We start from the raw sequence: 24313 nt of genomic DNA, 5'->3' as shown, positions 1-24313 counted from the left end.
AAAGGAATGATGAAATGAATTTGCAATGTGTTGAACAAATTGAGAAAGATCCCATTTTAAATGTACTCCTGTATGCAGTCGGCCCAAGTGAAACTAGCAAAAAGAAAGCAGTTTTATTTTATGAAAGGAATAAAGGGACATTGCATAGATATGAGGAAAAGGCTTGTATAGGTATTGAAATAATCGGAGTAAATAAAGCAAGAATATGCCATATAGCAGTCGCTCCACAATATCGTAATAAAGGAATTGCGTTGCAAATGATAAAGGAAGTAGTAAGAATGCATCAATTGACTTATCTAGAGGCAGAGACAGACGATGAGGCAGTAGAATTTTATAAGAAAATTGGTTTTCAGGTTAAAAGTTTAGGAGAAAAATATCCGGGGAGTGAAAGGTTTCATTGTTACTTGGAAAAATAGTGTGAAAATATGCAAATGTACATATTGTGTTTCGTTTGAAAAAAGTGATATTTACATTATATAATAAAGGTATCTGGAAAAATATAGATAATAGAAATTAGGTGTATAACACATGAGAATGGATAAAAGTAAATTTATAAAAATCGCTACTTCAATAGGGGTGTCATCTTTTTTATTAACGGGCTGTGGCGATTATGAAGAAGAAACTGCACAGAAAGAAAGTACCGCTGTTAAAACAGATGGTGCAAAACAAGGAAATGAACAAGAAACATTAAATTGTGATGATAAAGCCCCAACTAATGAAAATGTAGAAAAAGATGAGTTATGTAAGGAAAATAATCCATCGTTTTCATCGTATAATGAAAATTCACATTTACCAATACTTCCGTTTGTAGCAGGATATTTATTAGCAAGCAGAACTTCAAATATGAATTATACAGCAAAACCAAATGTAATGAAGAAACCATATACGAACAATATTATTCCTTATCGTGAAAAAGATGAGCGTAGAACTGGCGGCAGCGGTGGTGGAGGGTATTACGGTGGAACTAACAGTAACAATAGTAATTCTTCCAATAAAGTGGATTTAAATAAACAACAGCCAAATCCATCAAATAAAGTGACGCCAGATACAAATGCGCCGAAATCATCTACGACACAAACACCGAAAGTGAATTCTGGTTCAAGTGGAATTGGGAATGCAAAAGCGCCAGCCGGATCTTAACACGAAAGGATAATAGGGTTATGTATACAGAACAAGAACAGAAAGAGTATATGAAAGTATGGTTTTCACTTGCAGAAGAGGCTGGTAGGAATGGATTTACTTGGCCGAGTCTATTAGAAAATGAAGAATGGAATCAATATATGGCAACAGGTATGTATCGTATGCCAGTAAAAACTTATACTGCTATTTCAAAAGCGACAGAAGAAATTATGTATGTGTTATATAGAACGTATCAATATATTCTCAATACGACAGAAGATTTTCAAAAACTAGGATTTCCAGCTGAAACGTGGGAAATTGCGAGAATGAAACATAATGGTTTGTTTTCATATTTTACAAGGTTTGACTTTATCGTAAATGGTGAAGATATAAAGTTAATAGAAGTAAATTGTGATACACCAACAGGTTATTTAGAGCCATCTGTCGCAAATGAAGTGTTGTGCCGTTATCACGATGTAAATCACCCAAATCATATAGAAGAGCATATTGTGCAGGCATGGGAACAAATTAAACATGACTATAATATAGATCCTAGAGAAACGATTTATTTCACGAGTTATGATTGGCATGATGAAGATCATCGAACGGTTCAATTTTTAAGAAGCTATTGTTTAGATCAGGCAACGGATTATATAGGTATACAAGATATTGTCGTGGCAGATGATGGTATATATACGCCAAATGGTGAGAGAATTCATTATTTATATAGACTATATCCAATTGAATATTTAGTTTCAGACGCTGATAAAAACGGGAAAAGAATTGGACTTCAGTTTTTAGATCATATAGCGCAAGGCAGAGTGAAAATCATTAATCCACCAGCTGCTTTTCTTATGCAAAATAAAAGTATACTCGCATTAATTTGGCAACTTTACGAAGAAGAAGTTTTCTTTGAGGAAGAAGAGCGAGGAATCATTCAGAAATACTTCCTACCAACATATTTTACAAATAAACCATTTATAGAAAGAAATGAATCCTATGTTTCTAAACCTTTATACGGCCGTGAAGGCGGAGGAGTATCTATATTTGAAAATAATGAACTATTAGCTGAAGATAAAACAGAGTATTACTTTGAACAGCGGAAAATATATCAGAAATACATAGAAATGCCTGACTATACAATTGACACATGGGATGGTCCATATACCGGTAAACTATTAATTGGTTCACACTGTATTAGCGGGAGAGCTGCTGGTTTATTTTTACGTGTAGGTGAGAAAATAACGGGAAACTTATCGATGTTTACTGGAGTTACAAATGAAGGATAAATGAACAAAGAGCTTATCATTTTTGATGAGCTCTTTGTTTATTTATAGCGTTTTTATTGTTTTGATGTAACGCCTTCATGTTTCTTCTTTTGTTATATAAAATCAATATATTGTCATTTTTCACGTAGATAAAAATGATTAAGTTAAAAATTGAGAAAAATATGATAATATATGTATGTAGTAGTTTAAAATAAAGTGGGGGAACAACCGTGAAAATGAATGACATAGTGGCAAGTACACAATTGCCAAATACAATCAAAACAATTACAAATGATTTAAGAAAATTAGGGTTAGAAAAAGGAATGACGGTTATCGTGCATTCTTCGCTAAGTTCTATCGGCTGGATATCTGGTGGGGCGGTTGCGGTAGTTGAAGCATTAATGAAAGTTGTTACAAAAGAAGGAACAATCATTATGCCAACGCAATCTTCAGATTTATCTGATCCGAAACATTGGTCAAGACCGCCTGTTCCTGAAGATTGGTGGCAGATTATCCGTGATAATGTCCCAGCTTATGATCCTCGCATAACACCAACAAGAGGCATGGGGGAAATAGTTGAATGTTTTCGTACATATCCGAATGTAGTACGCAGTAACCATCCATTAGGAAGTTTTGCTGCATGGGGAAGACACGCAGAAGAAATAACGGTGAATCAGTCACTATCGATGAGTTTAGGAGAAGAATCTCCTTTAAGAAAAATATATGATTTAGACGGATACATAGTATTAATTGGTGTTGGATATGACTCCAATACGTCTGTACATTTATCAGAAGTACGTTCTGGTGCATGTGAGTTAATAAAAGTAGGGGCACCCATTATAGAAAATGGTGAAAGAGTATGGAAAGAGTTTGTTGATATGGATTATGATTCTGAAAGGTTTGTAGAAATCGGTGTAGAGTTTGAGCAAAAGGGTACTGTAACAATGGGGAAAATAGGAAACGCAAAGTGTCGTCTTATGAAACAACGAGATATCGTTGACTTTGGAACAGAATGGTTTCGTAAGAAAAATCAGTAAGGGATGGTTACAATGAAGGGGAAAAAGGTATTAATTACAAGTGGTGGTTGTTTAGAAAAATGGGACCAAGTGCGTGGTCATACGAATATGGCAAAAGGAACAATTGGAAGAATACTTGCTGAAGAGCTTATATGTAAAGGAGCGCATGTTATATATTTACACGGTTATTTTGCCGAGAAACCAAACGATATAAATAATCAATTAGAATTACACCCATTTGAAGGAATTGTTGATTTACAAGATAAAATGAAAAGTATCATTACGCATGAAAAAGTTGATGCAGTTATTATGGCAGCGGCTGGATCAGATTGGATTGTGGACAAAATTTGTGATCAAGATGGGAATGTTCTTGATATGAATGGAAAAATTTCAAGTGATATAGCGCCAATTATTCATTTTCAAAAGGCACCGAAAGTATTAAAACAAATAAAAAAGTGGGATGCAGAAACAGTGCTCGTAGGCTTTAAGCTTGAAAGTGATGTAAATGAAGAAGAACTGTTTGAAAAAGCAAAAAATAGAATGGAAGAAGCAAAGGCGAGTATAATGATTGCGAATTCACCACATTCTTTATATTCGCGCGGAGCAATGCACTACGTAATTGGACAAGACGGTAAAGGGAAGCTATGTAATGGGAAAGATGAAACAGCGAAAGAAATTGTCAAAAGGTTAGAAGTACTATGTAATCACATTACTACTTTTTAATTTTAAGTATTTGGATAAGAGTAAATCCGCATAGTATAAATAGGTAAGTGAAACTTTAATTTATGGGAATTTTACTTTTACACAAACGTTAACCATTCAATATGGATACATAGAATAATTGGTGAGGAGTGAATTCTATGGAACATTTATTAAAGCAAGCTATTAAACTCCGGAAAGAAAAGAAATATGCGCAGTCTAAAGAGATACTCATTGGATTAACAAACTTTACGAGGGATGCAGAAGTACTTTATCAATGTGCCTGGATACATGATGTAATGGGTCTTGAAACAGAAGCTATGCCATACTATGAACAGGCAATTGCAAACGGTCTTGAAGGTGAGTCACTTTGCGGCGCATATATCGGTCTTGGCAGTACATATCGTTGTATAGGGGAGTATGACAAAGCAATTACTGTTTTAGAAACAGGTTTGCAGCAGTTTCCAGATAACGATGTGATGAAAGTATTTTTGTCATTAGCAAAATATAACGTAAACGATCATGAATCCGCGATGAAATTATTACTTGAAACAGTCGTAAAAGTAGAAGAGGTTAAAGAATTTGAACGTGCTATTTCATTTTATAAAGACCATTTAAACGAGGTTTTTAAATAGAGGAGTGAATGTATGAGTGACACACTTTCGCGAAGGCGAAAAGGTATCTGGATTGGACTCGTATCTGTAATCTTGTTATCAAACTATTTATTATATGCTCTTCCGATTGTACCAGCTACTCCGAAAGAAGTTGTTCTTGGATCATTATTAGATTGCATGTTTGTAATTCCGGTCATTACGTATTTCTTTATTATTCGAAAAAGATACTCGTTAACGTATATATTTCCTGTTGTAATAGCTGGTTATATATTTGCAAGATTTATTATTCCGAGCGACTATTTACAAGGTTTTTCATACGTTTCTTATATTATAGTTGCAGGAGAAGTTGCTTTTGTATGTTTAGAGTTATTCCTTCTATATAAAATTGTTAGAAAGCTTCCTACCATAATAAAAAAATATAAAGAATATAAAAGTGAGTACTCTTCATTTTCTTATGCAATTGATGCTGCATTTGACGCTACTATGAAAAGAAATAAATTAATAGATATCATTGTAACAGAGTCTAAGTTAATCTATTATGCATTTTTATCGTGGCGTGCAAAAGTGCCAGAAGGTGAATATGTATACTCATATCACAAAAAGACTGGTGCAATAGGTGTATATGTCATGATCATCCATGCGACCTTAATAGAAAGTATTGGTTTTCATTATTTACTTCATCAATGGAATCCAGTAATAGCATGGGTGTTACTTATTTTAAACGTATATGCAATGTTTTATTTTTTAGCTGAAATACAAGCGATGCGTAAAAATCCAATTATTGTTGCGAAAGAAAAAATAATTATTCAAATTGGATTAGGAAAGAAAATCATTATACCATTTGCGCAAATTGATACAATTACATTTTATAAAGGAGACCTTTTAAAGAAAGAGAAAGAGCTTCTTGACGCAACAGTGATGGAATTTATAAAGGAACCTCCAACATTTGAAATAATACTTAAAGAGCCAATGAAAGCACAATTGTTATATGGATTTTCTAAAGCAGTGAGTCGTGTTCACTTAAATGTTGATGAGGAACGGAATTTTTATGATGTGGTGACGGAGAAATTGAACCGTGAATAATGCTATTAATTTTCATCGTGCGTTTGGTGTGTACGGCATTTGTATCGAAAATAATAATCTATTAGTAATCGATAAAATTAAAGGGCCATATAGAAATCGGTATGATCTACCTGGTGGTAGTCTAGAAGATGGGGAATCATTATTAGCTGGACTTCATAGAGAGATTAAAGAGGAGACCGGGCTAAATGTAACGGTAGTAAAACAAATAGGTACATTTGATTTTCAATTTCCATCAAAATTCAAGGAGTACACACATGTACATCATATCGCAGTTTTCTACGGTGTTGAAAGGTGCGAAGGTGAATTCGTAGTACCGAAACAATTTGAAGAACAAGATTCATTAGGAGCTAGATGGATTCCAATAGAAAGTATTACTGAAGATAATTCATCTCCGCTTGTATGTAGTGCAGTAGAATGGCTGAAAACGCATGAGCTTCCATTAGAAGTGAAAAAATATGAAACATGGACAGTGAAAAACTCCTTCTAAAATAAGAGGGAGTTTTTATTGTGTATTTGGAGACTAAACACTTCTTTATCACTATATAAATGGATATAATTAAGATTAGAAATAGCATAAGGGGAAACAAAGAATGAATAAATTACTAACACCAAAAAGTGAAATTATAGAAAGAAAAATTCGGTATGACTCGACCGTAGTAGATCACACTTGCTTATTACTTGAAAAGCAGTTGCAAAGTATCGTGTTATTTCATGAGGTTCAGTATTCATTTACAATGACTGCACATCGTGCGAGTTTAACAATCCCAAAAGGAAGTTACACCATTGCATACTACTGGGAAAATCGTCCGTACAATTTATACATATGGAGAGATAAAAATGGAATGTATGTAGGCTCTTATTTTAATGTTGTAAAAAATACGCAAATAACAGACGAATTCGTGTCATTTGAAGACTTAATTATTGATATATTGGTACTTCCAAGTGGAGAATATTTTATTTTAGATGAGGATGAGTTACCTGAGCCTTTAGAGGGTTTTGAGGGTGGTTATGTGAATGAAGCTCTTAATGTATTAGAGGAAATAATTCAAAAGACGCTTCCTCAAATGATTGTAGAGACAGAAATGGTGTGGTTAAACTAAAGCGATTTGAAAAGAAAATATGTGTTTAATGAAATTGAGTAGTCTTAAGTTATATGATCTAACTTTTTGATAAGTCTAAGGTTAGATGTATATTTCTTGAGATTACTCTTTTTTTGTGGAAACTAACATTGACTGAATATAGTTCAGTCGTTTATGATTGAATCAGATTCAGTCAAAGGTAAAACATAATAGGAGATGACCTATGAAAAGAATATCAAAAGAACCAGATGTTAGACGGCAAGAGTTGATGGATATTGGTTTTGAACTATATATGAAAAATGGTATGAAAGGATTTGGCATAAAAGATGTTGTGAATCATGCAGGTGTAGCAACGGGCTTATTTTATTATTACTTCAAGTCTAAAGAGAATTTTGTTGATGAAGTATTAAATGATTTTATTGTGAAAAATATGGAGTTAATTGAAGAAATACTTATTTCTAATGAACGGTCTGTCATGCAAAAGCTGAAAGATTCTCTAAATATATTTTGGACATTTATCGAAAAATTAGCACCCTATAAAAATGTGAGTTCGTTTCAGACGGAACAACATTTTCAACTGGAACAGAAATTATTTACGCGAATGCAGCCATCAATTCGACAAGTAATCGAAGAAGGGGTGAAAACTGGGATTTTTAATACTGATAACTCATTATTAGCATCAGGATTTATTTTATACGGTCTTAGCAGTATTGCTCATTCAGAGGTGGATTTGAATCTAGACACGAAGCAAGAAATGATTAATTTAGTATTTAATACACTACGATACGATCAAAGCGAAGGAGAATGTATATGAAAATTATTATTGATGGAAACAATATTTCGAATGAACAACTTACAAAGTGGAAAAGAGAACGTATTAAAAAAGTTTTAAATACATTGGGACATAAAGAACCGGAATTAAATGATACAGACGTTATGATAAAAAAACTAACGGAACTAAAGTTAAATTATTCATACAATGAAATGTATGATAAGTTAAAATCTAAACTTAAATTAAGTGAAATGGGTATGCGTATTTGTACTGTTTTATCTGGTGATAGACGAAAATTTTCAAAAACAAGTATCTATTTAGATGGAATTACAGCAGAAGAAGCGATAAATGGAATTGATAGTTTTATGCTTGAACAATCAGATGAAAATGATCAAGTGAATTTATCGGCCTGTCCAGATCATTACGTACTAAGACCCTTTGGGGAAAATGAATTAGAGGTTATCGAAACTACTGGTAATTCTCCATTTCCAGTTCAATTTTTTATTGTTTTTGGTGACGAAATGGGATTGAAGACACCTAGAGATAAGTCCTATCAATACCAATCAACAGGTGTTGCACGTATGAAAGACGGTACTACTATTGGTGGAGTTCGACATCAATTCAAAGATGCAGATACTGGTATAGAAGTAAGTCTAGTTGTAGAGTTTCCGGCACTTTGTCCTAATAGTCTTATTAAATCGCATCAAATGCATTTGGCATGTGAGTTTTCTTATTGGTTACAGTGGATTAAGAACCATAAAAAATAATTTTTAAATAAATAACAATAAGGATGTTCAAACAAATCATACGTATGTTTTAATAAAACCGAGTTGACTTATCGGAAATATTTGTATAATATGTACTTAATTCCATTACGTATTGCTGATTGGAGAAACCAAAGGCATTTTATCAATAGATAAAATGCCTTTGGTTTTTTTATTGCATAAATACTGAATCTGTTCATTAAGATGAATCATTTCAAGGAGGGGGAAAAGTGACTGTATCAATTGATGGAGTATCAAAATATTTTTCGAAACAAACTCGTACTGTTCAAGTATTAGAGCATATTAATTTTCAATTAGAAAAAGGGGATTTTGTTACAGTAATTGGTCCGAGTGGTTGCGGAAAAAGTACACTATTAAAAATTATTGCAGGTTTAGACAACGATTTTGAAGGTGAAATCATTATTGACGGGGAGCGTATAACAAAACCGAGTAAGAAGCAAGGATTTATATTTCAAGAGCATCGATTGTTTCCATGGCTTACAGTGGAAGAAAATATTGCAGCTGATTTGTCATTAAAAGATAAATATGTGAAGGATAAGGCAAAGGAATGGGTTGAAATTGTTCGGTTAGACGGTTTTGAAAAATCATATCCGAAAGAAATATCAGGCGGGATGTCACAACGTGTTGCGATTGCAAGAGCGTTGTTAAGGGATCCCAATGTATTATTGCTTGATGAACCATTTGGAGCACTGGATGCATTTACCCGAAGTCATTTGCAAGAAGTACTGCTCAACATTTGGGAACAAAAAAAGACGACAATGATATTCGTTACACATGATATAGACGAAGCAATATATCTTTCAAACAGAATTGTCATCATGAGTGCAAAGCCTGGAAAAATACATAAAGTGATTGAAAATAATTTACCTTATCCGCGTAGTAAAACTTCCGAGTCATTCCAAGGAATTCGAAAGAAAGTATTACAGCAGTTTGAACACGGGGGACTAATTCAAACAAGTATATAGGGAAAGAGTGAGTATATGTATAAAAAAATCAAAGTTCTTTCTTTTGCAGTAGCTATTTCTTTATATTTATTTGGATGTGAAAAAAGCACAGCAAGTAGTAAGAAGGAAGATGTAACAGTACAAATTGGTATTCAGCAAGGATTAAGTCCACTATTACTCGCGCAGAAAAAAGGATGGTTTGAAGAAGAGTTTAAAAAAGAAGGAGTTAAAGTGAAGTGGACAGAGTTCCAAAGCGGTCCTCCTTATTTTGAAGCAATTGCATCAAATCGATTAGACTTTGGTGAAGTTGGGAACTCCCCAGTTATTTCAGCTCAAGCAGTTGGTATTGAATTTACCGAAATTGCTAATACAAGTTATGCGAGAAAAGGAACGGGGATTCTTGTACAAAAGGATAGCAAGATTGCGAGTGTAAAAGATTTGAAAGGCAAGAAAATAGCAGTGGCAAAAGGAAGTAGCGCATTTAATTTATTGTATCGAGCGCTTGATAAAGAAGGTATCAATGCGAAAGATGTAAATGTCATTCAGTTACAACCAGATGAAGCACAGCCAGCATTTGAATCAGGTTCAGTAGATGCATGGGCAATTTGGGATCCTTTCATATCGTTACATACGGTAAATAAAGGAGCAAAGGTGATTATAGATGGTGAAACATTAAATGTATCTTCTCCAGAGTTTTTAATTGCGAGAACAAAATTTGCGAAAGAGCATCCAGAATTAGTTGAGAAATTCCTTAAAGTATATGAAAAAGCACGTGTATGGCAAGATGAAAACTTGGATGAAGCAATAAAAATATACACTTCTGCAAAGAAAATAGATGCAGAGATTGTAAAAGAAGTGTTTAATCACGACAAACCAATTTTAGTTCAGGTAACGAAAGAAATAATAGCAGAACAGCAAAAGACAGCAGATTTTCAATATAAGCTCGGTTCTATAAAGAAAGAAATCAACACAGATAAAGTTGTAGATAATTCTTTCGTAGAAAAAGCGTTAAAGGCGAAATGAAGAGAGGTTTTGTAAATTGGAGAATACGAAAGCTGTTATGAAACCAACGAGTATAACGATTGATAATAACGATGTAAAGAAAGTGCGAAAGACAAAAGTAAAAGTGTTAGTAAGAGCGATTACTATACCAATTATCGTATTAATAATTTGGCAGTTGGCTGGCGTATTCGGTCTAGTTTCTAAAACAGTTTTACCAACGCCTCTAGATATATTTTTAGCTTTTCAAGAACTTATAAAAACAGGAGAGTTATTCGGTCATTTAAGTATTAGTGTATTCAGGGCTGCGACTGGTTTCTTTATTGGCGGGAGTTTAGGAATTATTTTAGGAACAATTGTTGGGTTTTCAACGAGAAGTGAGCAATATTTAGATCCTTCAGTACAAATGTTAAGAACTGTGCCTCACTTGGCTGTTGCACCGCTTTTCGTATTATGGTTCGGTTTTGGGGAAACATCGAAAGTGTTATTAATTGCAGATGGTGCTTTTTTTCCTTTATACGTAAATGCGTTTCTAGGAATACGAGGTGTGGATTCAAAGTTATTTGATGTTGCGAGAGTATTAGAGTTTAGTAAAAGAAAATTAATTACAAAATTAATTTTACCTGCAGCATTACCGAACCTATTACTAGGAGCGAGATTATCATTAGGAGTTGCATGGGTGAGTTTAGTAGTCGCAGAACTTATGGGATCTACAGAAGGTATTGGCTATATGATAATGGATGCAAGGCAATTTTCAAATACAGATATCGTATTTGTTGGTATTATCATCTTTGCATTCGTTGGGAAATTTTCGGATTCACTCGTACGTTTACTAGAAGTGAAGTTTTTAAGATGGCGAGATAATTTTAAAGGCGAGATAGGAAATTAACATATAAATTATTAGGGGTAATTTATATAGAGTATTTTAGTGTACGTTTCAAAATAAATAAGGGGTGTATAAGGTATGGAATTATTATGGTTTATTCCGGCGTATGGAGATGGTCGATATTTAGGAACGACAAAACGAGGAAGAGCAGCTGAGTATGGTTATTATAAACAAGTTGCACAAGCAGCCGATTATTTAGGGTATACAGGTGTGTTACTTCCAACTGGTCAAGGTTGTGAAGATCCATGGGTATTAGCATCGGCACTTGCAGCTGAGACAGAGAAATTAAAATTTTTAGTAGCAGTTAGACCAGGATTAATGTCACCGACAGTTGCAGCAAGGATGGCATCTACATTTGATAGAATTTCAGATGGAAGATTACTTATTAATGTAGTAGCTGGAGGAGATCCCGTTGAATTGCAGGGTGATGGATTGTATCTTGAACATGATGAAAGGTATGAAGCTGCCGATGAATTTTTAAAAGTTTGGAAATCGACTTTGCAAGGTGAAACCATTTCATTGGAAGGAAAACATATTAAAGTTACAGATAGTAAAGTAGTGTTCCCGCCAGTTCAAACACCGTATCCCCCTATATATTTTGGAGGATCATCGGCTGCGGGTAAAGAAGTTGCAGCTGAACATAGTGATGTGTATTTAACGTGGGGAGAGCCACCAGAGCAAGTGAAAGAGAAAATAGATGAAGTAAGAAAACTTGCAGAAGAGAAGGGGCGTACGGTTCAATTTGGCATTAGATTACACGTAATTGTAAGAGAAACAGAAGAAGAAGCATGGGAAGAGGCAGAACGTTTAATTCAATATGTAGATAATGAGACAATTGAGCTTGCTCAAAAAACATTTGCAAGATACGATTCAGTTGGTCAAAAACGAATGACTTATTTAAATAAAGGTACACGGGAGTCGTTAGAGATAAGTCCAAACTTATGGGCTGGTATAGGACTTGTAAGAGGTGGTGCAGGTACTGCACTTGTAGGAGATCCGCATACAGTAGCAGATAGAATAAAAGAATATGAAGCGTTAGGAATTGATACGTTTATATTATCGGGATATCCTCATTTAGAAGAGGCATATGAAATGGCAGAACTGTTATTTCCTTTATTAAAAGAAGAGAAACAAGAAAATAAAATTGTTGGTGAAATGATAGCTGATGCATATGCACTTAAAAAATAATGAGAAATAAAGTGAAACTTTAATCCTTTGGGTGAATTGTCCCAAAGGATTATTAGTTGAACCAATCGGGCATTAACAGGCAGTTTCAACTATGCTTTACTTCGTTTTGTTTACTGCCTGTTAATACGGGATAAAAAAACTCGCAAGTAAATCACTTGCGGGTTTTCATCGTAAACTATTAGAAAATATGGTAAAATTAAATAGTAACTTAAGGTACGGTTGGTTGTTCAATTATCACTTCTCCAAGTAGGAGGGGGGTGATAATAAGTGAGTGAAATAGCGTTGTTATTGCAAGGTGGACTGTTTCTCGTTGCATTGTTAACGTTCGTCGTCGTTTTAATAGACAAGCTCAAAAAATAACAACCCACCTATGCCAATAGAATGTGGGTTGTTTTGTTTGTAAGAAACAAATAGGATAAATGAACAATCCAATCTGCTAAGTTACGTGGACTAGTGTGTAGCCGCACACTAGTCTTTTTTATTTATATACAATTAATAATTGGTTTATGTGATTGTATTGTTCTTTTCATACTTATTATAACACAGTGTCTTTTCATCAAGAAAGGAGACCGTATGTTCTGATTTCGATTAAATAGAAGGTGTTTTTTCTTTAAATAGTCCATCCATATACTGTTTTAAAGTTTGGACATAAAATTCTTGCTTATTTACATTATTTACGCCGACAATGGGTGATGAAAGTTCATATCTCTTTTCTGATAAATGAACGACAACGTCAAAGATATCAAATAGACGAATGAAACAGAACAGTCCATCTTTATCACTTAATAAAATAAAGTAATGGTTTTCGCTATTTGTATTTAATGTATTCCATAAAGAACTTTTGCTTAAATCACGAACGATGCTCTTTTCTTTTAATTCCATGAAGTCGGCATTTGATAGAATGTTAGAAATATCAATCGCATCTGGATCTTCAAAATAGCCATCGACTGCTTGTACAGCGAAAGTATAAGCCATTTTTAATACACTCATTTTATACTTACGGTTATCTAAAAGTAATTCACGTTGGATAGAGCTAGCTACTTTCGTTACACGTTCTTCTTTCCAAATTTCATTATGTAGTGAAATATCGTGCTTTTTACATAGTTTCATAATTAATGCATTGGAATAAAGTATTTCATCACTTACTTCAACAACATCTGTCTCAGCTGCTGCAAGTTCCTCACCATGCTCATTCGTATAGAGGGGGGAGTCAATTTGTTTTTTCATTTGCTCAATCTTAAATTGACTTAATTTATGCCGAATTAAGGGACGATCAATATTTGTTGTCATTTGTTCATGACAAGTATCACAAATTGAGTTTGTGAAATAATATCCACATAATATTTCTGGGATGACATATTGTTCACTAAGTTCTTTCGTATCTTTTCTGCAAATGATGCATTGTGTCATTTTTATCACCTTTACCTGCAAATTTGTATGTAATCTCATTGTAGTGTATTTATTGGTATTTTGGAATATTGTAAAGGAAAATATTATGTGAAATTCTTGCTTATTTTGGTACAATGAAGAGAAGTGCTAGTTTAAAGGAGGACGTTTTTTTGAAATCGAAAGTGCACTTTTGGACATTAGAAGTGCTAATGGTTGTAGCGATCATATTTATTTGCACAAAAATATCGTTTCTATTTCAACCGATTGGTATCTTCATATCTACGTTGTTTTTCCCAATCTTAATCGCGTTATTTTTATACTTTATATTTAACCCATTGTTAGTCTTTTTGGAGAATAAAAAAGTACCTAGAGGTTTAGCGATTTTACTACTGTATCTTTTTATTATTACATTAACTGGAGTGGCTATTGGAGTTGTTGTTCCAACCATCTCACAACAGCTAATGGATTTAGTGAAAAACATGCCGATGTATATACAAGAGGGAAAACTATACATACAAGATTTATCCCATCACAGATTATTTGAATGGTTATCTACACAAAATTATGTTTCCATTGAAACAATTGAGAAAAATGCAATTGAATACTTAAAGGGTATACCAAACACAATTACGTCGAGTGCAACGGCTTTATTTGGTATTATCACGAACGTTGCATTAGTTATCTTCACAGTACCATTCATTTTATTTTATATGTTTAAAGATGGACATGCCTTTCCAGGTAAAGCAGTAAGCTTATTACCAGAGTCTTACCGTGAAGAAGGACTTCGCATCATTAAGGAAACGAATGAAACATTATCTGCATATATTCAAGGGCAAGCGCTTGTTTGTATATTTGTAGGTGCTTTTACTTTTATCGGTTATTTAATTATCGATTTACCGTACGCTTTCGTTTTAGGAATTATAGCAGCATTTACAAATATCATTCCTAACTTAGGTCCATTTATTGGTGCAGCACCAGCTGTAATTGTGGGTCTGTTCGTTTCTCCGATGCAAGCGTTGTACGTAATTATTATCGTAACAATTGTACAACAGTTTGAAAGTAACATCATTTCACCGCGTATTATGAGTTCGAAATTAAATATCCATCCGTTAACAATTATTATTTTAATTTTAGGGGTAGGTAACTTTGCGGGAATTATCGGAATGATTTTAGCAGTACCGGTTTATGCAGTAACGAAAACAGTTGTATCGAACTTGGTGAGATTGTTTAAGACGAAGCGAAGTAATAGAAAATAGTATATGTTTAGAAAGATACACCGCTTTTAAGTGGTGTATCTTTTGTTTATTACTCAATATTAAAAGTGTATGAATATAATTTTATTATATATTTATTACATATCAAAAGTAACAGAAAACTTGTATGATATAGCCACTATAAAACTATGTGGAATCCCTCTGAACTATCCAAATCATTTCCTTACAACGTGCTATCAACATCATAATCGACTCCTTTCAAGTTTTATATTTTTAAAGGATTATAGGTGAGTGTAGTATTTGCTTCTACGATCTCGAATTTCGTTCATAATCTTTTTGTATTGTTGCTCTTGTTTTAATTCACCTTCAGAAAAGATTTCTTTCTGGATTGTAATTGTTAAAAAGAAAAGGTGAAACTTCATGATACATTCCTCCTTTCGAAAGGAATTATAGATGGCTACAGTAGTGACTTTGACGTTCTTTCACATCTTCCATAGCTTTATTAATTTGATGGTCATGCAGTATCTCACTGTCTGAGAACTTAGTTTTCTGAATCGTGATTGTTAAAAAGAATACTTTAAATTTCATTAGATAAAACCCCTTTATAAGTTTATTAGAAAAGACGGCTGTAATAAGAAGCTTGGTGCTCTTTTACTTCGTCCATAATAGTTTGAATGTGTTGCTCACGTAAAATTTCTTTCTGTGAAAGCTTGCGTTTTTGAATGGTGATGGTTAAAAAGAATGCTTTAAATTTCATAAGTGTATTGCCCCTTTAAAAGTTATTTAGAAAAGACGGCTGTAATAAGAAGCTTGACGCTCTTTTACTTCGTCCATAATGTTTTGAACGTGTTGTTCGTGTAAAATCTCATTCTGTGAAAGCTTACGTTTTTGAATGGTAATGGTTAAAAAGAATGCTTTAAATTTCATTAGATAAAACTCCTTATAAGTTAATTAGAAAAGACGGCTGTAATAAGCAGCTTGACGTTCTTTTACATCGTCCATAATAGTTTGAATGTGTTGCTCACGTAAAATTTCTTTCTGTGAAAGCTTACGTTTTTGAATAGTGATAGTTAAAAAGAATGCTTTAAATTTCATTAGGGTATTGCTCCTTTAAAAATATATTTTTAATACATTTGCGTATAGTATGAACTTTTAATGTCAGTCATTTTATCAGTCAGTTGTTTTAATTGTTGTTTACGATTGATTTCAGCTTCAGTTAAAGTATTTTTCTGAAGTACAGTCGTAAAAAAGAAAATATGAAAAGTCATAAATGAATTCCTCCTTTCGAAAAGGAATTACATGTGATCACAATAAAGTGCTTGGCGCTCCTTAATATCATTCATAGCTTTTTCAATTTGCTCATTATGAAAAATTTCATCTTTGGAAATTGTATTTCTTTGAATCGTAATACTTAAAAACAATACGCTAATAGTCATCGAATGTTGCCCCTTTCTTTAAAAAATAATGTAAGAGACTAAAAAATCGCACAAAAAAGCCACAGGAAGATATAGTTCTCCTATGGCCAGGCGTGAAAAAGCCACAGGAAAGTATACGACCTCCTGTGGCGAATTTATGAATTAATAGAAATAAAGTACGATTTTCAATTCTCCATTAGGGTGGTCGAATTCATATTTAATTGTCCAGAAAACACAGGTGCAGTTAACGCTAAAGTTAAAGCATGTAATTGTAATTTCATCATTTCCTTCGACCTCCTTTTAGAATATTTTTCTTACGTTAGTAAGTATATACAATTAATGGATAATTGTAAACATAAAAATTGAAAATTTTTAATTTTGATTAAAATGCGTATGTTTTAAAGGGATTTGAAAAGAAGTATTGTAATTAACGAAATAACAATCAAAATGAGGGATGCTAAATGAAATATATGCAACGTAATGTAATGGTTATGCTAACAATTTTTTTATTTATTACTGCTTGTTCTAGCGGAGAAAGAATAAAAGAAATATCTGATGTTGAACCTGGTGACTTTAAGCAATATGCTGGGACATATGTTGGGAATAACTCAGATGTGGTTGCAATAGTTAATCATTTACCCGGTGGTGAAACATTTCAAAGTATAAGTTTGGAGAATGAAAGAATAAAGGTGAACTATGGTGCAAAAGGGAATGGCCCCCTTACAGAAGACATTGTTGAGACATATTGGTTTGATAGTAAGGATACGATGAAGAAGAATTTTCTCTTTAACGTTATTTATTTAGCGATTTTAGTACCAAATGCGAAAAGTTACGAGTTTCAAGTAGAAAATAAAAATTTCACGATGAAAAGAGAAGAAATACTACCAATCTTGTATGAAAATTTTAATGATTTCCCAAAAGAAGATGATATTTGGGATAAAAAGAAAGTAGTAAAGTTCCTTAATGATAATAACGAAAAAATTACAATGCTTATAAATGATAAAGAGTTTCGGAAATCTTTATTTGCTACACATCCAGTGCAGCAGTTGAAATAATGGGAGGAGAAAAGGTGGAGTTAGTATATAAAATTACTTATAATAGAATGCAAGATCATTATTTACCAAAGTTAGTACAGTCAATTAAGCTCGTTAGTGAAGAAGATTTGTGGAAACAAGGGGACTCTGTTAATTCAATTGGTGGAATTGTACTGCATATTTGTGAACATTTACAGAGAAATGCAAGGCGTTATAAGAATCCAAATATAGTATTTGAAAATGGTATTGAGGAGTATTTTCCAGTAAAACGACAAAGTACTGAAGTTTTGTTACAGTGCGTTGAAGAAGTATTTGATGAATGGGGAAAAGCATATATACAAGTATGGGAAGAAAAAAAGCATATGGATCTTCATAGCTTATTACATTTAGTGGAGCATACAAGTTATCATTTAGGGCAAGTAGTAGATCGTACAAAGTCTATAAAGGGACAACAATTTAACTTTTGTCAAAATGGTATAAATGAAAAGAATTTGAGAACAAGAGTTGAAACTTCGAACTTTTAGAAAGAGAGTCATTCTTAAACGAATGACTCTCTTTTTTTGTAAAAGAAATTTATGGAAATAAACATTTTTATGTGATATGGTTAATTGCATAAGTAATGAACCTATGAACCTAAGGTGGTGAAATTATGAAGCCTACTCTGGAGCAAAATAAATTAATATACTTACAAATTGCGGAAACCATTGAATCTGATATTTTAAAAGATATATTGCTTGAAGAAGAACAAGTTCCATCAACAAATCAATTTGCGAAGATGTTACAAATAAATCCAGCTACTGCAGCTAAAGGGGTAAATGTATTAGTGGATGAAGGGATTTTATATAAAAAGAGAGGGATCGGGATGTTTGTTGCAAAGGGAGCGAAAGAAGTTGTACTAAAAAAAAGACAAAACACTTTTATGACCGAATATTTACCTAAAGTGTGGGAAGAAGCGAAAGTACTAGAAATATCGAAAGACGAATTAATGGATATGATTCAAAAAATTACGAAGGAGGGGAAAGAGGGATGATTGCACTTGAAACGAAAGATTTAACGAAAAAATATAAAAAGAAACTAGCTGTAAATGAAGTAACGATTTCATTGGAAGAGCATAAAATATATGGTTTGCTCGGTAGAAACGGAGCAGGAAAAACGACACTATTAAATTTACTTGCAGGCCAAATTACTTCAAGTAGTGGAAGCATATCAATATTTGGTGAACATGTTTTTGAGAATAGTAAAGCGATGCAAAATATTTGTTTTATTAAAGTGAAAGAAGCTGCATATCTAAATAATAAAGTTAAAGAGATTTTTAATTTATGTAACATGTTTTATAAAAACTGGGATCAAGAGTTTGCTGAAGAACTTGCAAGGAAATTTCAACTTAATTTGAAAGAAAAATACCATAAGTTATCACATGGTATGCAAACAGTTGTCGGTATTATTCAAGGATTAGCAAGTAGGGCGCCAATTACAATTTTTGATGAGCCGACTACGGGCTTAGACGCAGCACATCGAGAGTTGTTTTATAGTTTACTACTAGAAGATTACGGTGAATATCCACGAACAATTATATTATCAACACATTTAGTAGAGGAAGTAACTCATGTTATTGAAGATGTAATCATCATAAAAGAAGGAAGACTGATTGTTCAATCATCTGTGGAGGATTTATTACAACAAGCTCATATTATTTCAGGAAAAAAAGATAAAGTGGATGAGTTTTCAATCAATAAAAAAGTAATAAATCGAGAAGTTTATGGAAATAAGGGGATTGCTGTTATATGGGAAGAACTTTCTAATGAAGATTATTACTCTCTTGAAAAGGAAGGTTTAGCAATTGATAGAATTACATTACAAAAACTATTTATTCATATAACCGGTGGTGAAGTAAAATGACGATGTTAATGAAGCAGTTGAAGTTACATATAAAATATCAGCATAAAGCCATTCTTATCTTTTGGACTGTAGCATTACTTATAAAAGGGACAATGACGGCAACAGATTTGAAGGGAATAAAGGTAGCGCTTTTACATGATATCTTTAATAATTCATCAATTGCAATCGTAATGTTTATTGTGATCAGTGTGTTTCTTATTCAACTTGATATTTTCCCTACAGTCGTCTCGTTCGGTGTCACTAGATTGCAATTCTTGATGGGTTCAATATGTTTTATTTTATTGCAATCAGCATTGTTTTCATGTCTCCAAGCTTTATTTTTACAGGATACATTTTATAAAACAGAACATATAAACTTAGGAGCAAATGCAATTGAACAATTCTTTGTGCAGTTCATATTTTATAGTACATTAGCTTGTTTATTCCAATCAACAATTATTTTTCAGAAAAGATTTAATTGGTTCGGATTAGCCTTTAGTATAATATTTTTATTTGGATTGGCGAGTGCAATGTATGCAGGGATAGGAATAAAAGAATTGGTGTTCATTAATAGTAAAATGTTGCTAGAAATACCTAATTTCATATCAGTTTCGATTGTTCTTATTTTCATATATATTGTAATTAGCGCACTATTTATTCGTAAGGTTTCGTTTGAAGATACAATTTAAATACAATTATTTTAGGGGAGAAGGAAGAGTAAATGAGAGATGCTTCTTCATTAATAACCGTCTTTTTATGCATTGCACTACTAATATTTTGGCGTCGTTATCGCTCCATGTATAAGCCGATAAAGGGATCGGGAAAACGTATTTTATGGCCATTACTATTTTTAACTCCAGGTATTGTATGGTTTTTTGGTCCCGTACATCCAGCTATCTTACAAATAATAATAGCAGCATTCATTGGGGGGCTTTTCGCCGTACCACTTATAGTTTTAACAAATTATGAGCGAAGAGATGATGGGAAAATTTATACGAAAAAAAGTGCTGCCTTTTTAATTACCTTTATTGCATTTGTCGTTTTAAGATATGGTTCAAGACAATTTATTGTGGATTTAGATCAACAAACGATAGGTTTATTATTTTACGTAGTTGCAGTATCGTATATTATTCCGTGGAGGATTGGTTGTTATATAAAGTTTAGAAAAGTTTGGCGAGAAAATAGTAATCATGTTATATGAAAACTTCTCATTTGAGAAGTTTTTTATTTTTACATGTAAGTAAAATAATTTGTTGAAGTGCAAGACAGTTATAGAATATGATACATATTAAAATAAGGGAAAGTAGAGGGGATAAAAATGCGTACAATTTTAGTTTTTCTAAATAATATGTCCATCGATAAAATAGAGAACATTAGACAAATACATGATCCTTTATTTGAATTAATTCCACCGCATATAACAATTGTATTTCCGTTTAAGAGTAATATTTCAAATGATGAATTAAAATCTCATATTTTGAATTTAGCAAAAGGGATAGGCAAAATTGAAATTGAGTTTGCAAATTGTATCACTAATGTAGGAAACTATTTGTATTTGGAAGTGGAGAGAGGGAAAGAACAGATAGAAGAATTACACGCTAAATTATATACAGGTCCTTTGCTACAATTTTTGAGAGCAGATATTCTATACATACCGCATGTAACAGTGGGAAGAAAAAGTAGTGAGGAGTTAGCTGCTAAAGTAGCCAAGGATATTCGTAGTTTACCTGAAAAGTTACAATGTGTAATTGATAGAATTAGTGTAGAGCGAATTGGAGAGGGTGGAGAATCAATTATTGAATTTGAAGTACCGTTGTAAAAAAGCTGACAAAAGTCAGCTTTTTTTATTCGTAACATGAAGTAAAGCACCAATCGCACCGCTATTACCACCATCTCGTAAAAAGATTGGTGTTTTATTTTGATATTTTGTGTAGCTACTAATAATATTTTGAAGGTGTACATTATTACATAGAGTCGAACCAATATAAATAATATGGTCAATGTTTTTTGTTTCGGCGAATTGAAGGCTTAATGCAGTAACGACTTCACCGACAAGTCCTTGTACAGTAGCAAGTATATCTGAGCTATTATAATTTGATTCTATAGTAGCCGCTTTACCAAAATTGCTTGCAGTTAAACTATTATCAATAGGGGAGAGAATACCACCATAAATATCTCCAACCGTAATATCTAGTTCTTTTCTAGAACCTATTTTTGTTAAAGGAATCACATCTTCAAAATGATCTATATTTGTTAATAATTTTGAAAGCCCCATAATAGTACCGCCACCAACACCAGTTCCACCAGCTCGAATATATTTGTTATTATAAACGTAATGAATAGAAGTACCTGTGCCGATATTTGTTAAAATAAAGTTGTTTATATCATATTTCTCTTCTTTTAACATGCAGCGGACGCCTATAAGAGTAGCTTCAAATTCGTTTAGTTCTACTATTTTATATGAGTCTGAAAGTAGTTGCTGTAATTTTTTCGCTTTACCACCTGTAATACATATTTGCTTTTTACCCGTGCGTTTCTTAAGCCAATCTATTATGTTATCTTGTTCATTTGAATAAAATTTTTCAAAAGCTAATTGCTTTTGTTCATCCAAATAAGCAATTTTCGTTAATGTGCCTCCAGCATCGATACCAATAGTACTTTCCATTTTCCTGCTCCTAACCAATTGATTTATTTACTCTGTTCGTGTTGGTGAAATGAATTTTTAGGAGATAGACACCCCGTTGAATTACATCATTTTTCTTCTGCTTGATATATTAATAGCTTTTCTATCGTTACAATTGGTTGATTATTAACCGTTGCGGTACCTTTACCGAGAACAAAACCTCGCCGATTTCGAGTTAACTCATAATGTAAATCAAGTTTATCACCGGGATATGCTTTTTCATGGAACGTAACCCCATCTAGCGAGGAGAGAAAACCTAATCCTTCAGAGTCACTCGTATGTACAAATGCACTAAGCTGAGCAAGTGCTTCTACAATTAACATATGAGGCATATGTTTTTGACTATCATTTATAAACCACTCGTTATTTGAAATGAGTTTATATCCCGTAACCGATTGACCTTGTTTTACATTTGTTACTTTATCAATCATTAAAAATGGATAACGATGAGGAAGAGTGTCTTTAATATGCATATAAGTACCTCCAATGAATAATACCCCTGCTACAGTTAAGCAGGGGAGTTATCATTAATTTTTAACTAATTCATTTACTTTTTCAAGAGAAAAAATACCACTATTTCTAATGTTTTCAACCACTTGTTGTAGCACTTCTTTATCTTGAACGAGTGCAATACGTACAAAGCCTTCTCCGTGAGGTCCAAATGCATGACCTGGTGTAACGACGACATTCGCACGATCCATTAATGCATAAGCGAAATCTATAGAAGTCCAGCCCTTCGGAATTTCGGCCCAGACGAACATACTACCAGCTGGTTTATCAACATTCCAGCCAAATGTTCGGAATCCATCAACTAAAGTATCTCTACGTTCTTGATAAATACCGCGATTTTTCTCACAAAAAGCAGCACCATTTCTTAATGCAGCTGATGCTGCTTTTTGAATTGGTAAAAATACTCCATAATCCGTATTAGATTTAAATTGTGTAAGCGCTCCGACAATTTCTTCATTACCAATCATATAACCAATACGACTACCTGCTAAACTATAACTTTTTGACAAAGAGTTGATTTCTACGCCAACATCTTTAGCACCAGGCACGGAGAGGAAGCTAATTGGTTTATTACCATCAAAATAAAATTCAGCATAAGCAAAATCATGTACAACAATAATATTGTGTTTTTTCGCGAATGAGATTACCTCTTTAAAGAAATCTTCATGAGCCATTGCTGGAACGGGATTCCCTGGGAAGTTTAAAATCATCATCTTCGCTTGATCCGCAATTTCTTCAGGAATTAGCTCTAAGTTAGGTAAGAAATTATTATCTTTCTTTAAAGGCATGTAGTAAGATGTTGCTCCAGCCATTTGAATTCCTGTTTCATAAGCTGTATATCCTGGATCAGGAACTAATATAATATCTCCCGGATTCGCATAAACCATAGGTAAATGAACGAGTCCGTCCTGTGACCCCATTAATAATAAAACTTCTTTATCGGCATTTAATATAACATTATGTGTGTTGTTGTAATATTCAGTTACAGCTTCGTGAAATTCTTGAATACCACTTAATGTGTATCCATAGCTTTCTTTTTGATTTGCTGTATATACCATTTCTTCTCTTACGAAATCAGCAGGTGGCATATCAGGATTCCCGATACTTAAATCAATCATTTTGTGGCCTGCTGCAATCTTTTCTTTTTTATAAGCCCCTAATTCACTAAATATAGAAGATTGGAATGCTTTCATTCTAGTTGCTAACGTGTAAGTCATCAAAACCCCTCCTAAAAACAGTGTTTTCTTTCTGCGTTTTTAATTATTCTGAAAACACATGGTTACATTTTATCATTTTTTTATGAAAATTAAAACGATTGACAAATTTGGAGGGAGGATTAGTCTATTTTGAAAGGGGAGCTGTAAATAAGTACCGGTAAACTGAACTGTCTATTATATCTTTCTAGATGGTTTAGGATGTTTATAGTTTTTGTTAAGTATATCCCGCATATTTTGGATGAAAAAGAACACGAAAACGAGTCCTATTATACAACTAAGCCAATAGTATGAATTTCCTGTCGTGAATTTTTCATAAAATGAAAGTGCATTCCATAGGATTAGGATAATGGAACAGATTGTTGATACAACTAATGAACTTAAACTTCTCAAAAAAAACACCTCGCAGTAAAAATATTGTTATTATATAATATTACATTCGAATTAAAAGATTTAAAAGAGGGTAATATTTTTAAGAAAGCTTTCTAAAGTAAAATAACGCAGAAAATATTTTCTGCGTTTTA

At 33.0% G+C, this 24313-nt stretch carries 35 protein-coding genes; 24 read left to right on the top strand and 11 right to left on the bottom strand.

The genetic code is table 11. The features are described 5' to 3' along the window. Window positions 1-14: 14 nt before the first annotated feature. From ATN06_RS14745 to ATN06_RS29465, 16 genes are all read left to right on the top strand, one after another. A complete protein-coding gene (locus ATN06_RS14745) occupies window positions 15-416 on the top strand; it encodes a GNAT family N-acetyltransferase (protein ID WP_060631267.1) in 402 nt (133 codons plus the stop codon). Between the two features lie 112 nt (window positions 417-528). Continuing rightward, entirely contained in the window at window positions 529-1140 is a 612-nt protein-coding gene (locus tag ATN06_RS14740) for a hypothetical protein (protein WP_060631266.1), read from the top strand. A 20-nt stretch (window positions 1141-1160) separates the two neighbouring features. Next, window positions 1161-2408, top strand: a complete 1248-nt coding sequence (locus ATN06_RS14735) for a glutathionylspermidine synthase family protein (protein WP_060631265.1) — start codon at window positions 1161-1163, stop codon at window positions 2406-2408. A 215-nt stretch (window positions 2409-2623) separates the two neighbouring features. Next, on the top strand, window positions 2624-3424 hold the full coding sequence (aacC, locus tag ATN06_RS14730; protein WP_140350515.1) for a BA2930 family N-acetyltransferase: 801 nt from the start codon (window positions 2624-2626) through the stop codon (window positions 3422-3424). Window positions 3425-3436: 12 nt separating this feature from the next. Continuing rightward, window positions 3437-4126, top strand: a complete 690-nt coding sequence (locus ATN06_RS14725; protein ID WP_060631263.1) for a phosphopantothenoylcysteine decarboxylase domain-containing protein — start codon at window positions 3437-3439, stop codon at window positions 4124-4126. 137 nt (window positions 4127-4263) lie between these two features. Next, complete coding sequence (locus tag ATN06_RS14720; RefSeq protein WP_000400626.1) at window positions 4264-4737, top strand: tetratricopeptide repeat protein; 474 nt, start codon at window positions 4264-4266, stop codon at window positions 4735-4737. Window positions 4738-4749: 12 nt separating this feature from the next. Continuing rightward, complete coding sequence (locus ATN06_RS14715) at window positions 4750-5799, top strand: hypothetical protein (RefSeq protein WP_060631262.1); 1050 nt, start codon at window positions 4750-4752, stop codon at window positions 5797-5799. Beyond that, complete coding sequence (locus tag ATN06_RS14710; RefSeq protein ID WP_060631261.1) at window positions 5792-6286, top strand: NUDIX hydrolase; 495 nt, start codon at window positions 5792-5794, stop codon at window positions 6284-6286. The genes ATN06_RS14715 and ATN06_RS14710 overlap by 8 nt, the downstream gene beginning before the upstream one ends. 103 nt (window positions 6287-6389) lie before the next feature. Beyond that, window positions 6390-6899, top strand: coding sequence for a ribonuclease FAU-1 family protein (locus tag ATN06_RS14705; protein ID WP_060631260.1), 510 nt, complete (start codon window positions 6390-6392; stop codon window positions 6897-6899). A gap of 202 nt (window positions 6900-7101) precedes the next feature. Continuing rightward, window positions 7102-7692 carry a TetR/AcrR family transcriptional regulator gene (locus ATN06_RS14700; RefSeq protein WP_060631259.1) on the top strand — a complete coding sequence of 197 codons (591 nt, stop codon included), beginning with the start codon at window positions 7102-7104 and terminating at the stop codon, window positions 7690-7692. Then, window positions 7689-8417 (top strand): hypothetical protein, encoded by a 729-nt coding sequence (locus ATN06_RS14695; protein ID WP_060631258.1) that lies wholly within the window; start codon window positions 7689-7691, stop codon window positions 8415-8417. Before ATN06_RS14700 ends, ATN06_RS14695 begins: the two co-directional genes overlap by 4 nt. A gap of 227 nt (window positions 8418-8644) precedes the next feature. Further along, complete coding sequence (locus ATN06_RS14690; RefSeq protein ID WP_060631257.1) at window positions 8645-9400, top strand: ABC transporter ATP-binding protein; 756 nt, start codon at window positions 8645-8647, stop codon at window positions 9398-9400. Window positions 9401-9415: 15 nt separating this feature from the next. Next, on the top strand, window positions 9416-10402 hold the full coding sequence (locus ATN06_RS14685; protein WP_060631256.1) for an aliphatic sulfonate ABC transporter substrate-binding protein: 987 nt from the start codon (window positions 9416-9418) through the stop codon (window positions 10400-10402). Between the two features lie 16 nt (window positions 10403-10418). Beyond that, window positions 10419-11267 carry an ABC transporter permease gene (locus ATN06_RS14680; protein ID WP_060631255.1) on the top strand — a complete coding sequence of 283 codons (849 nt, stop codon included), beginning with the start codon at window positions 10419-10421 and terminating at the stop codon, window positions 11265-11267. A 75-nt stretch (window positions 11268-11342) separates the two neighbouring features. Next, window positions 11343-12452 carry an FMNH2-dependent alkanesulfonate monooxygenase gene (gene ssuD, locus ATN06_RS14675; RefSeq protein ID WP_060631254.1) on the top strand — a complete coding sequence of 370 codons (1110 nt, stop codon included), beginning with the start codon at window positions 11343-11345 and terminating at the stop codon, window positions 12450-12452. Window positions 12453-12719: 267 nt separating this feature from the next. After that, window positions 12720-12812 (top strand): putative holin-like toxin, encoded by a 93-nt coding sequence (locus tag ATN06_RS29465; RefSeq protein WP_001289320.1) that lies wholly within the window; start codon window positions 12720-12722, stop codon window positions 12810-12812. A 228-nt stretch (window positions 12813-13040) separates the two neighbouring features. On the opposite strand, the gene ATN06_RS14665 is transcribed toward ATN06_RS29465, so the two are convergent. Beyond that, the gene (locus ATN06_RS14665) at window positions 13041-13862 is read right to left on the bottom strand and encodes an HNH endonuclease (RefSeq protein ID WP_060631253.1); all 822 of its coding nucleotides are present in this window, start codon (window positions 13860-13862) and stop codon (window positions 13041-13043) included. Between the two features lie 149 nt (window positions 13863-14011). On the opposite strand from ATN06_RS14665, the gene ATN06_RS14660 reads away from it, so the two are divergent. Then, window positions 14012-15097: an AI-2E family transporter gene (locus tag ATN06_RS14660; protein ID WP_060631252.1), complete on the top strand. Its 1086-nt coding sequence runs from the start codon at window positions 14012-14014 to the stop codon at window positions 15095-15097. A gap of 239 nt (window positions 15098-15336) precedes the next feature. Here ATN06_RS14660 and ATN06_RS14655 read toward each other — a convergent pair whose 3' ends face one another. Genes ATN06_RS14655 through ATN06_RS14625 form a run of 7 tightly spaced genes read right to left on the bottom strand, consistent with a single transcriptional unit; the run spans window position 15337 to window position 16491 of the window. Continuing rightward, window positions 15337-15477: a YrzI family small protein gene (locus tag ATN06_RS14655; RefSeq protein WP_060631251.1), complete on the bottom strand. Its 141-nt coding sequence runs from the start codon at window positions 15475-15477 to the stop codon at window positions 15337-15339. 25 nt (window positions 15478-15502) lie between these two features. Next, window positions 15503-15643, bottom strand: coding sequence for a YrzI family small protein (locus ATN06_RS14650; protein WP_000669812.1), 141 nt, complete (start codon window positions 15641-15643; stop codon window positions 15503-15505). A gap of 25 nt (window positions 15644-15668) precedes the next feature. Further along, window positions 15669-15812: a YrzI family small protein gene (locus ATN06_RS14645; protein ID WP_060631250.1), complete on the bottom strand. Its 144-nt coding sequence runs from the start codon at window positions 15810-15812 to the stop codon at window positions 15669-15671. Between the two features lie 26 nt (window positions 15813-15838). Beyond that, window positions 15839-15982, bottom strand: coding sequence for a YrzI family small protein (locus tag ATN06_RS14640; protein ID WP_060631249.1), 144 nt, complete (start codon window positions 15980-15982; stop codon window positions 15839-15841). Between the two features lie 24 nt (window positions 15983-16006). Then, a complete protein-coding gene (locus ATN06_RS14635; RefSeq protein ID WP_060631248.1) occupies window positions 16007-16150 on the bottom strand; it encodes a YrzI family small protein in 144 nt (47 codons plus the stop codon). A gap of 29 nt (window positions 16151-16179) precedes the next feature. After that, complete coding sequence (locus tag ATN06_RS14630; protein WP_000142735.1) at window positions 16180-16323, bottom strand: YrzI family small protein; 144 nt, start codon at window positions 16321-16323, stop codon at window positions 16180-16182. Between the two features lie 27 nt (window positions 16324-16350). Further along, entirely contained in the window at window positions 16351-16491 is a 141-nt protein-coding gene (locus ATN06_RS14625; protein WP_060631247.1) for a YrzI family small protein, read from the bottom strand. A gap of 440 nt (window positions 16492-16931) precedes the next feature. On the opposite strand from ATN06_RS14625, the gene ATN06_RS14615 reads away from it, so the two are divergent. The 7 genes from ATN06_RS14615 to ATN06_RS14585 all read left to right on the top strand — a co-directional run bounded on the left by ATN06_RS14615 (window position 16932) and on the right by ATN06_RS14585 (window position 21201). Then, entirely contained in the window at window positions 16932-17525 is a 594-nt protein-coding gene (locus tag ATN06_RS14615) for a DUF4825 domain-containing protein (RefSeq protein WP_060631246.1), read from the top strand. A 14-nt stretch (window positions 17526-17539) separates the two neighbouring features. After that, complete coding sequence (locus ATN06_RS14610) at window positions 17540-18028, top strand: DinB family protein (protein ID WP_060631245.1); 489 nt, start codon at window positions 17540-17542, stop codon at window positions 18026-18028. A gap of 125 nt (window positions 18029-18153) precedes the next feature. Then, window positions 18154-18534, top strand: a complete 381-nt coding sequence (locus ATN06_RS14605) for a GntR family transcriptional regulator (RefSeq protein WP_000805194.1) — start codon at window positions 18154-18156, stop codon at window positions 18532-18534. Further along, window positions 18531-19403, top strand: coding sequence for an ATP-binding cassette domain-containing protein (locus tag ATN06_RS14600; protein WP_060631244.1), 873 nt, complete (start codon window positions 18531-18533; stop codon window positions 19401-19403). The genes ATN06_RS14605 and ATN06_RS14600 overlap by 4 nt, the downstream gene beginning before the upstream one ends. Then, the gene (locus ATN06_RS14595; RefSeq protein ID WP_060631243.1) at window positions 19400-20071 is read left to right on the top strand and encodes a DUF4052 family protein; all 672 of its coding nucleotides are present in this window, start codon (window positions 19400-19402) and stop codon (window positions 20069-20071) included. Before ATN06_RS14600 ends, ATN06_RS14595 begins: the two co-directional genes overlap by 4 nt. A gap of 32 nt (window positions 20072-20103) precedes the next feature. After that, on the top strand, window positions 20104-20583 hold the full coding sequence (locus ATN06_RS14590) for a cytochrome c biogenesis protein CcdC (protein ID WP_060631242.1): 480 nt from the start codon (window positions 20104-20106) through the stop codon (window positions 20581-20583). 117 nt (window positions 20584-20700) lie between these two features. Then, window positions 20701-21201 carry a 2'-5' RNA ligase family protein gene (locus ATN06_RS14585; protein WP_060631241.1) on the top strand — a complete coding sequence of 167 codons (501 nt, stop codon included), beginning with the start codon at window positions 20701-20703 and terminating at the stop codon, window positions 21199-21201. Window positions 21202-21216: 15 nt separating this feature from the next. On the opposite strand, the gene coaW is transcribed toward ATN06_RS14585, so the two are convergent. The 3 genes from coaW to ATN06_RS14570 all read right to left on the bottom strand — a co-directional run bounded on the left by coaW (window position 21217) and on the right by ATN06_RS14570 (window position 23792). Continuing rightward, complete coding sequence (gene coaW, locus ATN06_RS14580) at window positions 21217-22047, bottom strand: type II pantothenate kinase (RefSeq protein WP_060631240.1); 831 nt, start codon at window positions 22045-22047, stop codon at window positions 21217-21219. A gap of 86 nt (window positions 22048-22133) precedes the next feature. Then, window positions 22134-22538, bottom strand: coding sequence for a 3-hydroxyacyl-ACP dehydratase FabZ family protein (locus ATN06_RS14575; RefSeq protein WP_060631239.1), 405 nt, complete (start codon window positions 22536-22538; stop codon window positions 22134-22136). Window positions 22539-22592: 54 nt separating this feature from the next. After that, window positions 22593-23792: an LL-diaminopimelate aminotransferase gene (locus ATN06_RS14570; protein ID WP_060631238.1), complete on the bottom strand. Its 1200-nt coding sequence runs from the start codon at window positions 23790-23792 to the stop codon at window positions 22593-22595. Window positions 23793-24313: the final 521 nt, after the last annotated feature.

Origin of the sequence: Bacillus thuringiensis (genome assembly GCF_001455345.1) — a bacterium.
Lineage (GTDB): Bacteria > Bacillota > Bacilli > Bacillales > Bacillaceae_G > Bacillus_A > Bacillus_A thuringiensis_N.
This window is presented reverse-complemented; position numbering and strand designations above follow the sequence as displayed.

What these genes read in the sequence shown, in the direction of transcription:
- ATN06_RS14745 (WP_060631267.1), top strand. Translation starts at nt 15, where the DNA reads ATGAATTTGCAATGTGTTGAACAAATTGAGAAAGATCCCATTTTAAAT.
- ATN06_RS14740 (WP_060631266.1), top strand. Translation starts at nt 529, where the DNA reads ATGAGAATGGATAAAAGTAAATTTATAAAAATCGCTACTTCAATAGGG.
- ATN06_RS14735 (WP_060631265.1), top strand. Translation starts at nt 1,161, where the DNA reads ATGTATACAGAACAAGAACAGAAAGAGTATATGAAAGTATGGTTTTCA.
- aacC (WP_140350515.1), top strand. Translation starts at nt 2,624, where the DNA reads ATGAATGACATAGTGGCAAGTACACAATTGCCAAATACAATCAAAACA.
- ATN06_RS14725 (WP_060631263.1), top strand. Translation starts at nt 3,437, where the DNA reads ATGAAGGGGAAAAAGGTATTAATTACAAGTGGTGGTTGTTTAGAAAAA.
- ATN06_RS14720 (WP_000400626.1), top strand. Translation starts at nt 4,264, where the DNA reads ATGGAACATTTATTAAAGCAAGCTATTAAACTCCGGAAAGAAAAGAAA.
- ATN06_RS14715 (WP_060631262.1), top strand. Translation starts at nt 4,750, where the DNA reads ATGAGTGACACACTTTCGCGAAGGCGAAAAGGTATCTGGATTGGACTC.
- ATN06_RS14705 (WP_060631260.1), top strand. Translation starts at nt 6,390, where the DNA reads ATGAATAAATTACTAACACCAAAAAGTGAAATTATAGAAAGAAAAATT.
- ATN06_RS14700 (WP_060631259.1), top strand. Translation starts at nt 7,102, where the DNA reads ATGAAAAGAATATCAAAAGAACCAGATGTTAGACGGCAAGAGTTGATG.
- ATN06_RS14695 (WP_060631258.1), top strand. Translation starts at nt 7,689, where the DNA reads ATGAAAATTATTATTGATGGAAACAATATTTCGAATGAACAACTTACA.
- ATN06_RS14685 (WP_060631256.1), top strand. Translation starts at nt 9,416, where the DNA reads ATGTATAAAAAAATCAAAGTTCTTTCTTTTGCAGTAGCTATTTCTTTA.
- ssuD (WP_060631254.1), top strand. Translation starts at nt 11,343, where the DNA reads ATGGAATTATTATGGTTTATTCCGGCGTATGGAGATGGTCGATATTTA.
- ATN06_RS14665 (WP_060631253.1), bottom strand. Translation starts at nt 13,862, where the DNA reads ATGACACAATGCATCATTTGCAGAAAAGATACGAAAGAACTTAGTGAA.
- ATN06_RS14655 (WP_060631251.1), bottom strand. Translation starts at nt 15,477, where the DNA reads ATGAAGTTTCACCTTTTCTTTTTAACAATTACAATCCAGAAAGAAATC.
- ATN06_RS14650 (WP_000669812.1), bottom strand. Translation starts at nt 15,643, where the DNA reads ATGAAATTTAAAGTATTCTTTTTAACAATCACGATTCAGAAAACTAAG.
- ATN06_RS14645 (WP_060631250.1), bottom strand. Translation starts at nt 15,812, where the DNA reads ATGAAATTTAAAGCATTCTTTTTAACCATCACCATTCAAAAACGCAAG.
- ATN06_RS14640 (WP_060631249.1), bottom strand. Translation starts at nt 15,982, where the DNA reads ATGAAATTTAAAGCATTCTTTTTAACCATTACCATTCAAAAACGTAAG.
- ATN06_RS14635 (WP_060631248.1), bottom strand. Translation starts at nt 16,150, where the DNA reads ATGAAATTTAAAGCATTCTTTTTAACTATCACTATTCAAAAACGTAAG.
- ATN06_RS14630 (WP_000142735.1), bottom strand. Translation starts at nt 16,323, where the DNA reads ATGACTTTTCATATTTTCTTTTTTACGACTGTACTTCAGAAAAATACT.
- ATN06_RS14625 (WP_060631247.1), bottom strand. Translation starts at nt 16,491, where the DNA reads ATGACTATTAGCGTATTGTTTTTAAGTATTACGATTCAAAGAAATACA.
- ATN06_RS14615 (WP_060631246.1), top strand. Translation starts at nt 16,932, where the DNA reads ATGAAATATATGCAACGTAATGTAATGGTTATGCTAACAATTTTTTTA.
- ATN06_RS14605 (WP_000805194.1), top strand. Translation starts at nt 18,154, where the DNA reads ATGAAGCCTACTCTGGAGCAAAATAAATTAATATACTTACAAATTGCG.
- ATN06_RS14600 (WP_060631244.1), top strand. Translation starts at nt 18,531, where the DNA reads ATGATTGCACTTGAAACGAAAGATTTAACGAAAAAATATAAAAAGAAA.
- ATN06_RS14595 (WP_060631243.1), top strand. Translation starts at nt 19,400, where the DNA reads ATGACGATGTTAATGAAGCAGTTGAAGTTACATATAAAATATCAGCAT.
- ATN06_RS14590 (WP_060631242.1), top strand. Translation starts at nt 20,104, where the DNA reads ATGAGAGATGCTTCTTCATTAATAACCGTCTTTTTATGCATTGCACTA.
- ATN06_RS14585 (WP_060631241.1), top strand. Translation starts at nt 20,701, where the DNA reads ATGCGTACAATTTTAGTTTTTCTAAATAATATGTCCATCGATAAAATA.
- coaW (WP_060631240.1), bottom strand. Translation starts at nt 22,047, where the DNA reads ATGGAAAGTACTATTGGTATCGATGCTGGAGGCACATTAACGAAAATT.
- ATN06_RS14575 (WP_060631239.1), bottom strand. Translation starts at nt 22,538, where the DNA reads ATGCATATTAAAGACACTCTTCCTCATCGTTATCCATTTTTAATGATT.
- ATN06_RS14570 (WP_060631238.1), bottom strand. Translation starts at nt 23,792, where the DNA reads ATGACTTACACGTTAGCAACTAGAATGAAAGCATTCCAATCTTCTATA.